Annotated in this window: 12 protein-coding genes; 11 read left to right on the forward strand and 1 reads right to left on the reverse strand. The window is 45.8% G+C overall.

The features are described from left to right. Positions 1-275 precede the first annotated feature (275 nt). The 7 genes from L5L91_RS03435 (at position 276) to L5L91_RS03465 (ending at position 9,294) form a co-directional block, all read left to right on the forward strand. Positions 276-668 (forward strand): H-NS family nucleoid-associated regulatory protein, encoded by a 393-nt coding sequence (locus tag L5L91_RS03435; protein ID WP_028761125.1) that lies wholly within the window; start codon positions 276-278, stop codon positions 666-668. Between the two features lie 216 nt (positions 669-884). Next, complete coding sequence (locus L5L91_RS03440) at positions 885-3,974, forward strand: amidohydrolase family protein (RefSeq protein ID WP_263235684.1); 3,090 nt, start codon at positions 885-887, stop codon at positions 3,972-3,974. Then, complete coding sequence (locus tag L5L91_RS03445; RefSeq protein WP_263202366.1) at positions 3,974-5,320, forward strand: amidohydrolase family protein; 1,347 nt, start codon at positions 3,974-3,976, stop codon at positions 5,318-5,320. Before L5L91_RS03440 ends, L5L91_RS03445 begins: the two co-directional genes overlap by 1 nt. Positions 5,321-5,398: 78 nt before the next feature. After that, entirely contained in the window at positions 5,399-5,779 is a 381-nt protein-coding gene (gene rcsF, locus L5L91_RS03450) for an Rcs stress response system protein RcsF (protein ID WP_263235685.1), read from the forward strand. Between the two features lie 193 nt (positions 5,780-5,972). Beyond that, positions 5,973-6,707 (forward strand): tRNA (N6-threonylcarbamoyladenosine(37)-N6)-methyltransferase TrmO, encoded by a 735-nt coding sequence (gene tsaA / locus L5L91_RS03455; protein WP_263235687.1) that lies wholly within the window; start codon positions 5,973-5,975, stop codon positions 6,705-6,707. Then, the gene (locus L5L91_RS03460) at positions 6,708-7,337 is read left to right on the forward strand and encodes an acyltransferase (RefSeq protein ID WP_263235688.1); all 630 of its coding nucleotides are present in this window, start codon (positions 6,708-6,710) and stop codon (positions 7,335-7,337) included. Positions 7,338-7,578: 241 nt separating this feature from the next. Continuing rightward, on the forward strand, positions 7,579-9,294 hold the full coding sequence (locus L5L91_RS03465; RefSeq protein WP_263235690.1) for a proline--tRNA ligase: 1,716 nt from the start codon (positions 7,579-7,581) through the stop codon (positions 9,292-9,294). Between the two features lie 140 nt (positions 9,295-9,434). Here the strand turns inward: L5L91_RS03465 and L5L91_RS03470 are convergent, their stop codons facing one another. After that, entirely contained in the window at positions 9,435-10,316 is an 882-nt protein-coding gene (locus L5L91_RS03470) for a helix-turn-helix transcriptional regulator (protein WP_317630164.1), read from the reverse strand. Between the two features lie 186 nt (positions 10,317-10,502). On the opposite strand from L5L91_RS03470, the gene panB reads away from it, so the two are divergent. The 4 genes from panB (at position 10,503) to L5L91_RS03490 (ending at position 13,900) form a co-directional block, all read left to right on the forward strand. Beyond that, positions 10,503-11,345 (forward strand): 3-methyl-2-oxobutanoate hydroxymethyltransferase, encoded by an 843-nt coding sequence (panB, locus tag L5L91_RS03475; protein ID WP_263163514.1) that lies wholly within the window; start codon positions 10,503-10,505, stop codon positions 11,343-11,345. A 136-nt stretch (positions 11,346-11,481) separates the two neighbouring features. Further along, the gene (locus L5L91_RS03480) at positions 11,482-12,606 is read left to right on the forward strand and encodes a patatin-like phospholipase family protein (protein WP_028761134.1); all 1,125 of its coding nucleotides are present in this window, start codon (positions 11,482-11,484) and stop codon (positions 12,604-12,606) included. A gap of 194 nt (positions 12,607-12,800) precedes the next feature. After that, on the forward strand, positions 12,801-13,049 hold the full coding sequence (locus L5L91_RS03485; RefSeq protein WP_028761135.1) for a hypothetical protein: 249 nt from the start codon (positions 12,801-12,803) through the stop codon (positions 13,047-13,049). Positions 13,050-13,192: 143 nt separating this feature from the next. Continuing rightward, positions 13,193-13,900 (forward strand): YjbF family lipoprotein, encoded by a 708-nt coding sequence (locus L5L91_RS03490; RefSeq protein ID WP_028761136.1) that lies wholly within the window; start codon positions 13,193-13,195, stop codon positions 13,898-13,900. Positions 13,901-13,909: the final 9 nt, after the last annotated feature.

The raw sequence follows: 13,909 nt of genomic DNA on the forward strand, positions 1-13,909 counted from the left end.
AAACATTGGTTAATACCAATGCAGGATAGAGCAACTTTACGTCCTGTTAACGTTAACGTCAACCAAAGTCAAACGCCTGTTTGTATTTTTTAATCCGCTGCAACGGCCACTTTTTTGGACACTTATTTGAGGGAATAAGAAAAGTTCAAAAAATAAATAATATTTAATTTCCTTAAAACGCATAATTTTATTTGATTCGAGCTATATTAGTTTCTATCATTTAGGTGTTGTTCACCATTATCCTGTATTAAAAATAGAGTGGGACGAAAATAGATATGAGCGAATTTTTAGAGATATTAACTCACGGCCGTCGTTTTAAAGCTGCAGTAAAAGAACTTAGCGTTGAAGAGTTACGTGATTTAGCCGACAAATTAGATAAAATTTTAGTAGAACGCGAGTCTATGGCTGAGGAAGAAGAACAAGCCATGGCAGCTCGTAATGCTAAGATTGAAGAAATCCGTCAACAAATGGAAGCCGTTGGTTTATCAATTGATGACTTAGGTGGCGTAGCTGTTAAAGCTGCTGCGAAGAAACGCGCTCCTCGTCCAGCCAAATACCAAATTGAAGTTGACGGTGAAATGGTTCAATGGACTGGCCAAGGCCGTATGCCTACCGTATTTAAGAACGAGATCAACAAAGGTCGTTCTATGGAAGATTTCTTAATCTAATCCAACCAAGTGTGATGGCGCTAATTTGCCAACACAAGTTTGCATAAAAGCTCGCATTAATTGCGAGCTTTTTTATATCCATCAATCGTTTCAAACTTAAACGACAGCCGTTAATTCCGCACCTCACTCCCGCTCAAATTACGTTACAATTCAGCCTTAGTATTTACATCTGCTTTCAGTTACTCTTTGTTCACCCTCACTCGATTGAATAAAATAATGCAGATAAACAATAAGATAATGATAAGCTGCAGCATAATCGCTAGCTTAGTATCACAAACAACATTTGCCCAGCTCAATACTGGAACAACATCCAGTAAACTCACTGCATTTACCCATGCTGAATTAATTATTGCCCCGGGAAAACGTTTAAGCGATGCCACTTTATTAATTGAAAATAATCGAATTAAAGCCATTATTGAGCACAACGACATTCCCGCTGGCGCATTTAGAATCGATTTGAGTGGTTATACAATTTATCCCGGATTTATCGATCCTTTTACTGATTATGGGATTGAGTTCGAATATCCCAAACTTAAGCTCACTCGCCCCGTCTATGATATAAAGCGTATAGGTGGTAATGCGGAAAATGGTGCAATTCATTCTGAAAAAGAATGGTTTAATTACGTTTACCCCAATAAAGAACGCGCAAAAGAGTGGATTAATAATGGTTTCACCAGTGTGCAAAGTAGCAAACTCGACGGTATCTTCCGTGGGACGGGTGTCAGCCTTTCATTAGCAGACAAAACGGCTAATGAAGTGATTTATCGCGCCCGCAGTCAACCTTTTATGGCATTCGATAAAGGTTCGTCTGAACAAGATTATCCCTCATCATTAATGGGCAGCATTGCACTTATTAGGCAAACCTTTGCCGATGCAAATTGGTATAACCAAAATAAAAACAAACCTGCCAATGGCGCAATAAACAATCAAGTCGAATTTAATATCGCCTTTGAGCGTTTAGATAATTTAGCCGATAAGCAAATTATCTTTGAAACCAAAAATCTCAACGACCAATTACGTGCAGCCCATTTACTTAAAGAACATAAACTGCCAGCCAACCTACTTGGTAATGGTCAAGAATACTCACGCATCAATGAGTTAAAGGCGCTAAACTATCCGTTGATCTTGCCTTTAAACTATCCGCAGGCACCCGATGTCGGCACAGATGACGCTGATCGTGAAGTATCACTGGCGGATTTAAGACAGTGGGAACGTGCACCAACCAACCCTGCAGCAGTAGCTAACGCGGGTATCCCCTTTGCGTTAACGCAGTTTGGGATTAAGACAGATGCCTTTTGGCCACGCCTACGCCAGGCTATTGCCCAAGGTTTAAGTGAAGAAAACGCTCTCGCGGCACTCACCACCCAAGCCGCAGAGATGACAGGCACCGCCGACTTTACCGGTAAACTCGCGCCCGGTTATATAGCTGACTTTGTTATCACTAAAGGCAATATCTTTAAAGATGGCCAGATCTACAGTGTTTGGTTGCAAGGTCAGGAGCAAAGTCTGCGCTCACTTCCCCAAGCACGATTACTGGGAGATTACCAATTAAGCCTCAATAACCTCACGCTAGATTTATCGCTACATGATGAAAGTAAAAGTGATAAACCCAACATCCAAGGCAATTTAAGCAGTGGCGAACAAAGTATCTCACTCACTCAACTTAAGTTAGATGATAACGGGAGATTGAGCTTTACTGCCGATTTGAACGCCGCAGGCATTAACGGCCTTAGCCGCTTTACGCTGTGGATGGCCGATGACGGCATTCAAGGTCGCATGGTCGATGCAAAAAGTCGCACTACAAATGTTGCCGGTGTCGCTATGACTCAAACTGCAAAGCTCAAAAAAGCAGACCAAGCAAGCAATCATGCTCCCAAGAATGAAGCCAACACGAGCCTAGTGAGTCACCTCACCTTCCCTAACGTTGCTTACGGACTGAGCGAAGCACCTAAGGTGGAGAAGCTGCACATCAAAAATGCCACCCTGTGGACATCGGATAAGCAAGGCATTCTCGAACATGCTGATCTCTTGATGGCCAATGGCCGCATCGAGAAAATAGGCCAGCAATTAAGTACACCATCAGGTTATCAAGTCCTCGATGCAACAGGTAAACACCTCACCGCCGGCATAGTCGATGAACACTCGCATATCGCCATTAATGGCGGTACTAACGAAGGAACAGACGCAGTAACCTCTGAAGTACGCATTGGCGATATTATTAATCCCGACGATATTTCAATCTATCGCGCCTTAGCGGGCGGCGTCACCAGCGCGCAATTACTCCACGGTAGCGCCAACCCTATCGGTGGCCAATCACAACTGATCAAAATGAAATGGGGCGAGTCGGCCGAACAACTCAAATTTACTAACGCGCCCGCCAGTATCAAATTTGCTTTAGGTGAAAACGTCAAACAGAGTAACTGGGGTGAGAAATTTGTTCAGCGCTTCCCCCAGACTCGCATGGGAGTAAAAGCGTTATTTGAAGAAACCTTCGACGCTGCTATCGCCTATGAAAAGGCGTTAAAAACCTATGATAATCTGCGCTCCAGCGATAAAAAGAAAACCGTCGCCCCGCGTCCAAGTTATCGTCTGCAGGCGGTCGCCGAAGTATTAAACCAGCAACGCGACGTACATATTCATTCCTATGTACAGTCAGAAATCCTGATGTTTATCCGCTTAGCCGAGGCTTATCACTTTAAAGTGCAAACCTTTACCCATGTGCTCGAAGGTTACAAAGTGGCGAGTGAACTGGCCGCCCATGGCGCTGGCGCTTCGACGTTTGCCGATTGGTGGGCCTATAAGTTTGAGGTGTACGACGCGATTCCACAAAATGCGTGTTTGATGCAAAACAAAGGTGTGACCACCAGCATTAACTCTGACGATTATGAAATGCAGCGCAGACTCAACCAAGAAGCGGCTAAGTCTATGATGTATTGTAATATGTCGAAGGAAGACGCTTGGAATATGGTCACTATCAATCCAGCCAAACAATTAAGAGTCGATGAGTTTGTGGGTTCACTCACCCCAGGCAAAATGGCCGATATCGTACTCTGGAACGCAGAGCCTCTGTCTATTTACGCCAAAGTGACGCAGGCATGGGTTGAAGGAAAACGCTATTTTGACCGCGACCAAGACCAAATTGCCCAGCAAGCTGTGGTGAACGAGCGCGCCGCACTTATCCAAAAAATTCTCAGCAGTGATGACCAAACTAAAGCGGGTGAAAAAGTTACGCCACTCAACGAGCCACAGTGGCACTGCGACACCCACTATCAGGCATGGGGCCACGCTCATGAGGGAGCCAAATAATGCAACATTTATCTAAAACCGTTTTGTTTGTGGCGCTACTCGGCGCAATTTGCACCACGCAGGCCCCAGTTATGGCCAATGATATCGTACCTACGCCTAAACAAAGCCGCAGCGTACTGATTAAAAACGCCACTGTGCACACAGTCACTCAAGGCGTGCTCAGCAACACAGACGTCTTAATTGAAAATGGCAAGATCACGGCCGTTGGGCCTCAACTGACCAGCCAAATCAACAATGCAACCGCAGAAACCAGTGACACTCAAATCATCGATGCCAGCGGTAAACACTTATATCCGGGCTTAATTGCCCTCGATACCAGCTTAGGTTTGGTTGAAATTGAAATGAGCCGCCCAACGGTTGATAACGCCGAGGTAGGTTATATCAATCCGCAGATCAGCACGGCCACAGCTTACAATCCGGATTCGGAGCTCATCCCGACCATACGTTACAACGGCATTACCCACGCGCAAATCGTCCCAAGCGGTGATGGGTTAGCTGGACAATCGGTACTGGTGGATCTCGATGCATGGACGATTGAAGATGCGCTGACGCCAAGTGCTGGACAGTTCCATGTCTATTGGCCGCAAATCAAACGCATGCCAGAAGATGAAAAAGAGAAAGCCAAGGCCATCGAGAAAAATCAGCTGGCGATCGACAAGCTCAATATCGCCTTTGAAAATGGCTATCGCTATTTCTTAAGTGATAAGGCCAACGGTAAAGACAAAAACCAGGATGAAGATCCGCAGTCCGCGACCAACAACCTGCGCTGGCAGGCCATGTTGCCACTATACCAAGGCAAAGCGACACTGTTTGCCCATGCCGACAGTGTTGGCCAAATTGAGCAAGTGATCGCCTTGACGAAAAAATACCAATTCAAACTGGTAATTGTCGGCGGATACGATGCATGGCGTTTGGACTCAAGCCTAAGGGAAGTTAAGGCTGGAGTCATTTACCCTCATACCTTGAGTCTGCCTAAACGTAAAGATGAGCCAGTCGATTTACCCTTTAAGATCCCATCTTTACTCGCCAATGCAGGCATTCCCTTCGCCCTTGGGTTCTCATCGGACTGGAATAGCCGTAACCTCCCCTACGCCGCAGGTTACAGCGCCGCTTATGGTTTAACGCCTGAACAAGCACTTAAGTCCATCACCTTAGATGCCGCAAAGTTGCTAGGTGTCGATGATTTAGGTGCGATAGCGGTGGGATACCAAGGCAGTGTCGTGCTGTCAAAGGGGGACATTCTCGACCCTATGACCAATAAAATTGAGGCAATCTGGATTGAAGGACGGCAGATAGATCTGAATAATCGCCATCAGCAGCTTTATCAAAAGTACCTTAAGCGGTAGAATTTACTCAGATAATAATATCGCATCGGCGCAGCCTACCAAGGCTGCGCAGTTTTCTCCTCAACCTCAGGTCAAACCATGAAAATTATCCTCTCAAGTGCATTAGTGCTCCTGCTCAGTGCCTGTGCAAGCGACTACAGTTTTAACAGTAATTTGGACAGTGAGGCGATTAATGACTATTTCAAGGCATCCGATGTCATCCTTTATGAAGGTGATACCTTGCCGAAAGGTCATTATGAATTAAAAGGATTGGTCGAAGGTGAGTCCTGTCAGGCCGATACCAACGGTGCGCCCGCATCACTTGCCGATGCCAGAACCGAAGCCCGTCGCAATGCCGCAGATAAATGGGCTAACGGCATTATCATCAAGCAATGTGTCATATTTGAAGAAGCTGCCCAAGGTTGTATCAGCCGCGCATTATGCGTTGGTCAAGCAGTAAAAACGGCTACAACAGAGTAAGCCTCACGCATATTAAGCATACTGCTCGCGGCGTGATCCTATAGTGTTCTAAGATTGCCCCTATCAACCGCTTAATGGCTAACGCTTCGTGACCAACGCTGCATTATTAGCGCACAAAGATGGGCCTTAATGATTAGCTTAGAATGATGAGCTTAGGCGGTTGTTATATTTATCTTTTTAGGTAATTTTTTGCATGACATTTACCAACCAAATTATCGCAGTGGCAACATGCCGCACGCCCTATAAACAAAAATTTGGCATTCCAAGACAACCCGGACTTGTTGAAGCGCGTGGTTATGTCGAGCTCGAGCCCCATGTGAATCATATCGATGCGGTGCGTGGCATAGAGCAATATTCACATCTCTGGTTACTGTTTTGCTTCCATGAGAATCTTGCCCAAGGTTGGAAAACCACAGTGCGCCCGCCGCGTTTAGGCGGCAATGAAAAACTCGGCGTGTTCGCCACTCGCTCCACTTTTCGCCCCAATGGTATAGGTCAGTCTGTAGTGAAATTGCACGGCGTAGTGCAGCGCAAGGGCAAAGTATGCCTCGAAATTTCCGGTATGGATCTGCTCGATGGCACACCGATAATTGATATTAAGCCATACATTCCTTTCTCAGATTCTATTACCGATGCTGTAGGCGGCATTGCCCAAGACGCGCCTAAACTGATTTCAGTGGTGTATTCTGACCATGCCAAGACACAGATTGAGCGTTACGCCGAGCAGGAAACCTACACAGATTTAGCTCTGCTTATCCGCGGTGTGCTGGGGCAAGATCCTCGCCCCGCCTACAAAAAAGCCAAGGACGATCCTAAGTTATACCAAGTCGCCCTCTATGATTTAGATGTGTTCTGGCAAATGGCAGTCGATGACAATGACCAAGAATACATCTTGGTACTAGAACTCAAACCGGGGAAATGTGGCTAAATGTCTGCGCCAACGCCTACATCAAAACCTGATTATCAAAACCAGCATAAAAAGCGGCTCTCTTGGATGCCGTGGCTGTATTTTTCTTTAAAAGAGAAACATTTAATCTGGGCTAAACCTTGGCAGGATGAGATCCAAGCAAAACTTTGTGCCCTCGAAACGGTAACTATCGGCGAGCAATGCTTTATCGCCCCCGAAGCGCAGTTATTCGCCGAACCCAATCGTGATATCCGCATGGGTAATCGCTGCATGATCGCCGCCGAGTGTTTTTTGCATGGGCCTATCACGCTAGGGGACGAAGTGGCGATTAATCATGGTTGCTCCTTCGATGGCGGCAGGGTCGGGATTCAGATAGGCAATCAAACCCGCATCGCCAATAATGTCACCCTTTACGCCTTTAACCATGGCATGGCGCCAGATACCCCCATATATCAACAAGCTGCCAACTCCAAAGGCATTGTTATTGGCAAAGATGTGTGGATTGGTGCTCAAGCAGGCATAGTCGATGGTGTGACCATTGGCGATCACGCCGTGGTCGGCATGGGCAGCATAGTGACGAAAGATGTACCCGACTGGGCGATAGTGGCTGGCAACCCCGCCAAAGTGATTGGTGATAGACGGGATAAGTAAACAGTAAGGATAATCTTGATACTAGCAGTGACGAAGTCATGCTCTAGCAGCGCAGCGCTCTTCCTTGCGTTATCCGTTATCCGTTATCCGTTATCCGTTATCCGTTATCCGTTATCCGTTATCCAGCATCAAAAAATGCTATTTATCTCCCAGCTAGTTGAATTTAACCTAAATCCCTAGGTGACATCACCAAAGCAGGTGATAAAATGGCGACCATTCAACTCAAATTTGGACATCGGTAATGCGCGTCAGCAAGTACCTGCTATCAACACAGAAAGAAACTCCTGCCAACGCAGAAGTCATTAGTCATCAATTAATGTTACGTGCGGGCATGATCCGTCGTAATGCGTCGGGCCTTTATAGCTATCTCCCCACGGGCTTACGTGTACTGCGTAAAGTCGAAGCCATTGTTCGTGAAGAAATGAACAAAGCCGGTGCAATTGAAATTCTAATGCCTATGGTACAACCGGCAGACTTGTGGGTAGAAACGGGTCGTTGGGAAAAGTTTGGTCCCGAGCTGCTGCGCTTTAAAGATCGTCACAATCGCGACTTCGTACTGGGGCCAACCCACGAAGAAGTGATCACAGATCTCATTCGTAAAGAAGTCAGCTCATACAAGCAATTACCGCTGAACCTTTACCAAATTCAAACCAAATTCCGTGACGAAGTTCGTCCACGTTTTGGCATGATGCGCTCACGCGAATTCTTGATGAAAGACGCCTACTCTTTCCACCTTGACGTCGATACCATGAATGAAACCTATGAGGCTATGTACACAGCCTATAGCAACATTCTATCGCGCATGGGCTTAACTTTCCGCCCAGTTTTAGCTGATACGGGTTCAATCGGTGGCAGCATGTCACACGAGTTCCATGTTCTGGCACAAAGCGGTGAAGATTTAATTGCTTACTCAACGGGCAGCGATTATGCCGCTAACATTGAGAAAGCTGAATCACCTATGCCAACTGAACCCCGCGGCGCAGCCACTGAAGCATTGCGTTTAGTCGATACCCCAAATGCGAAGACCATTGCGGAATTAGTTGAGCAGTTTGGTTTGGATATAACTAAAACCGTCAAAACCTTGATCGTAATGGGTGCGACAGAAGCGACGCCTTTAGTGGCACTGATTGTTCGTGGTGACCATGAACTCAACGAAGTCAAAGCCGACAAGTTAGACTTAGTCGCATCACCATTGGAAATGGCGCCAGAAGCGCTGATCCGTGACGCCATTGGCGCAGGTCCAGGCTCACTTGGCCCTATCGGTCTTAAAATCCCTATCGTTATCGATCACAGCGTTAGCGTCATGAGCGATTTTGCCGCCGGTGCTAACGTTGATGATAAACATTATTTTGGTATCAACTGGGAACGCGATCTGCCGACAGCGCAAGTTGCCGACATCCGTAACGTAGTCGAAGGCGAACCAACACCTGATGGTTCCGGCACTTATGCTATGGCGCGTGGTATCGAAGTGGGCCATATTTTCCAACTGGGCACTAACTATTCTAAATCGATGAACGCGACTGTACTTGACGAAAATGGCAAGTCACAGGTGCTACTGATGGGTTGTTACGGTGTCGGCGTGAGCCGTATTGTGGCAGCAGCCATCGAACAAAACTTCGATGACCGTGGCATCATTTGGCCAGAAGCGATTGCGCCATTTAGCGTGGGTATTCTGCCAATGAACATGCACAAGTCGCACCGCGTAACCGATATCGCCGAGCAGTTATACAAAGACTTAAATGAAGCGGGTATCGAAGTGTTATTGGATGATCGTAAAGAGCGTCCAGGCGTGATGTTCGCCGATATGGAACTGATTGGTATCCCACATACAGTGGTGATTGGCGATCGCAATATCGATGCTGGCGTATTTGAATACAAAAACCGCCGCACAGGTGAAAAACAAGATATTCCATTCGATCAACTGCTCGACTTCCTGAAAAACGCAGTTAAAGGCTAAGCCTTAACGCGAAATGTAGACAAGCTGAAGATCAAAAACGAAACGCACTTGAGCCCAGCTTAAGTGCGTTTTTTATTGGACTTTTTATTGACCTTCATCGTTCACATTGGCTCGCAACATGACTTTTTATATGCGGCTGTTTACCGCTGTATTTTGGGCAAGGTATTTTGCGCTAACAAGTACTGACTCGGAGCGACGCCCATCAACTGCCTAAACATATAACCAAAGGCTGAACCCGAGGCATAACCTAAGGATAACGCTGTAGTGAGCACAGATTCACCTCGGCTGAGCATTTGAATCGCCACCTGCAATCTAAGCCTTTGCAACCATTGGCTATAACTCAGCCCTGTTTGCTGTTTAAATAATCTCGCTAACGTGCGGGCCGAGGCACCGACCTCCAGCTGCCAATCCACCAAAGTACGTTGCTCACTTGGATCGGCAAGCAAAGCCTCGGTAATGCGCAGTAATTTTTTATCCCTAGGATAAGGTAAATCCAAGGCGACCTTAGGGGCGAGTACCATAAAGTCACGGATCACCAGCAAGAGCCGCATGACGCGATCCTTAAAATCGGGATCAATTAGCCCAGCCTCACTCTTCACTAAGGCATTAGCCTCTTGCAGTAATAACTGCAAAACAGGCTTCACACTCAAACAAGTACAGTCGGGTGGAAACCCGCCTATCCGGGTTTCATCCAAATACAGACTACTCAATTGCACCTGACCTAGCGCGATAACCTCATGATCGACAAAGGGAGGCACCCACACCGCTTGCTCAGGCGGCACAATGTAACGCCCAGCAGGCGTGATCACACTCAACACACCTTGACTGGCATAAATGACCTGTCCCCAGGAATGACTATGGCGCTGCACATGTTCAAACGGCTTGAGTGTTCGTTTAAGCAACATGATGGAGGCACTTAGCCCTGCGGCGGCTAAACGTGAAGGTGCGACCTGCGTGTGCTGAGTAATATGCTGCTGGGATAAATACGTGTCAGTGACTTGATTCAAGGTGTTATCGCCCAAAGTGATTTTTATATCGAAGCTTCTTTTCATATTATCGAGCCTCTTCCGTATAGAAGCGCCTCTTTGTTTAGAAGCACCTTTTGTAAATAAGTGTCTTTTTATCTAGATATTAAGTCAATCTATCGAGCTCAAGCCAAAGCAGCAAACGCTAACATGTCATATCAGACTAAATAAATTGGAGATGACATGAGTATCCACATGGATAAAAACCGCGTAACGCCCGTTACTTTACAAAAAATGAAAGGTAAAACCCCCATAGTTGCCCTCACCGCCTATGAAAAGCCGATGGCAGAAATTATCGATCCCCATGTGGATATGATTATCGTCGGCGACTCCGTCGGCATGGTGGTTTATGGGCAAGACTCTACACTCGGGGTAACCTTAGAAATGATGATTAATCATGGTCTTGCTGTCACTCGCGGCGCAGCACATGCCTGCGTCATTATCGATATGCCCTTTGGGAGTTATCAAGAATCGCCTCAGCAAGCCTTCAGACATGCCAGCCAAGTATTAATACGCACAGGCGCGCAAGCAGTAAAACTCGAGGGTGGCGCAGAGATGCTCGACACCACTCGTTTTTTAACCCAGCGAGGGATCCCTGTGATGCCACACATAGGATTAATGCCGCAACACGTGAATCAATTGGGTGGATTTAAAACCCAAGCAAGGGATGCTGCCGCCATCGAAGCCCTCGTTAGTTTAGCGAAAGACTTTGAGCAAGCAGGCGCTTTTAGCATACTGATTGAAGGCACATCCGAGCTCGCGGCGCGCACAGTGACGGCAGGAGTCTCAATCCCAGTCATAGGCATTGGCGCCTCACCCGCCTGCGATGGTCAAGTGCTCGTGACTGAGGATATCTTAGGCTTATTTTCTGACTACACGCCTAAATTTGCTAAACGCTATATCGACTTAGGACCATTGATCACTAAGGCCTGCGCCCAATATGCCCAAGAAGTGAGAACGGGTGAGTTTCCAACATCGGAGCATTGCTTTGGCCTCAGCAAAACGACTAAGGTTACTGCGGATTAATTGTCTAAAATTAAATGATCCAGCAATCGAATAAACGATAAATCGAAATTTACAACTAATTGAGTCTACCGACTTGCTTTTTATAGGGGGGCGTTGCTTTAATAAAACTATTAAAACAATAAATTGAGTCTGAAGATTGCCTACATCAACTGCATTAGTCTTAGGCGGTGGCGGCGCTAGGGCGGCCTACCAAGTCGGCGTGTTAAAAGCACTGGTCCAGCTTTATCCACGCAATCATGGTATTCCCTTTAAAATTATTTGCGGAACCTCTGCGGGTGCCATCAATGGCACAGCTATCGCGACCCATGCCTCTTGCTTTCACCTTGGTGTCAGAAAACTCGAATGGGTTTGGCGTCACTTTGAAACTCGAAAAGTCTACCGAGCTTCGATCACCGGTGTTCTCAGCCATCTAACTAAAATGGCCCTCAAAGGCATGCAAGATGATAAGGTCAATACCGATGCAGGCAGTCTGCTCGATAATGATCCGCTAAGAGGCTTACTCAATGAGCTCATCGACTTTAAACGTATCGACCGCAATATCCGTAATGGCTCACTGACGGCACTGAGTGTGGATGCCTCTTGTTATAATAACTCTCGCTCAGTGACCTTTTTCCAAGCCGCGAAAGAAATCGAAAACTGGACCCGTGCCCGTCGCAGTGGCGAACGTATCATGCTCAATACCGAGCACCTACTCGCCAGTTCGGCAATCCCTATGGTATTTCCATCCATTAAACTCAACCAAGCCTATTATGGTGATGGTTCAGTCCATCAGCTAGCACCGCTCTCAAGCCCTATCCATTTAGGCGCCGAAAAACTATTAGTCATTAACTTAGAGAGTCCACACAAGCATTTCCCAATGGAACTGGAATATCACCCAAAAACAGCGACCATAGCGGGTCATCTGCTCGATACCATCTTTTCAGATACCTTAAATAGCGACCTTGAGAGACTAGAAAGGATCAATAACACTTTAAGCCTGATTCCTGAGTCAAGCCGTAACAAACTCGCCTTGCATCCGATTAAAGCCCTAGTCATCAAACCTAGCGAAGATCTCAGCAAAATTGCTGCCCGCTTCTATGACGACATGCCATGGGCCGTTAAAACCTTACTCGGCTTCATCGGCATAGACAGGCAGTCAGACTCAAGTATTGTGTCCTACCTACTCTTCGAAAAAACGTATACCAGCGCTTTAATCGACTTAGGCTATAAAGATGCCATGGAAAAAATCGATGAACTTAAAGATTTCTTTTGTTTAAAATAAGCTAACGACTTAATCAGTTTCTTCACTAAAAATCATGCCAAATGGATAGATATAGCTTGAATATTAGTGCCGAAATTCAAACTTTCGCATGAGCAAGAAGATGGATTTAACATTGATAATTTTGTTTACATCGCTTAATATGCTGTACTAGATTATCAAAAAATCATGCACATTTTTTCAAAAAGGGAATCACGATGAAAAAAACTTCACTAGCACTTATCGTTGCAATGACAGCATTCAGCTCTATGGCTGCAAATGCAGTTGAAGGCGAAGCTGCCGGTACTGGTACTGCTGCAAGCACTAGTACTGGTGTTATCGTTGCTGGTAGCGTAGCTGCTGCTGCTGCAATTGCTGGCGCAGTTGTTATCTCTAACAGTTCTGATGGTAACCCAATTACCAACACAGGTACTGGCACAGGTACAACTACAGGCACTGGTAACTAAGCTATTGTTAGTATGCTTCTAAACAGCCGCCCTATGGGCGGTTGTTTTTTTTGAGTGTTTACAAAGTTAATTTCATAACTTGAAATCTGTCTGATACCTCTTTAAATTCGCTATTTAATCCTAATTGAGAATAAGCAACTCGGATGCGTATACATAAAAAATTACTGTCACTACTGACAATCTCGATTGTGTTAGTAAACACAACCGCTTGTAGCCAAAGAATCAGTGCACTTAACGATACTTTGAAGTTAGCCTTTATCGGTGACAAAGATACTCAATTGTCGGAACAGCAAGTTAATAATATCCCCTATGCCAGTATCTATGCTCGAATCGATGGTATACCTCAAGCGTTCATTGTACTTGCACTTGCAGAGCCTAAGTTCACCTTAACGCTGCCACCGACTCCTGCAATAACAGAGTTAAAATGGCTCTCTGCAGATAAAGCCATGTTAGTAACAATAAATGGACGATTGGTTAGGACGAGCAACCTATTAACAGGTGATTTAATTGCAGTAGAAAGCAATGAGCCAGATCCTATACTCTTAGGCTTACATTTAGACAGCACTCCCAAAACATGGACTCGAACGATTGATTGGCAACCCGGATATCACTTTGGCTACCGCGTAAATTCACATTTTAGTTTTATTGCTAAAGAAAACATTCTCATCAACGATACTCCAACCCAAGCGCTACATTACCTTGAATCAGTTTCGGTAGATAATCTCAATATTCAGTATCAAAATGAATTTTGGCTCACACCAGAAACAGGTCATGTGATTAAGAGTCGTCAAAAAATTGCCCCTAATCAGCCTTTTATCGAAATTACATTACTCAAGCCATTTGCGTCTTAGTGGAGTCCC

This window comes from Shewanella sp. SM55 (assembly GCF_025654025.1).
GTDB classification, from domain to species: Bacteria; Pseudomonadota; Gammaproteobacteria; order Enterobacterales; family Shewanellaceae; genus Shewanella; species Shewanella oncorhynchi.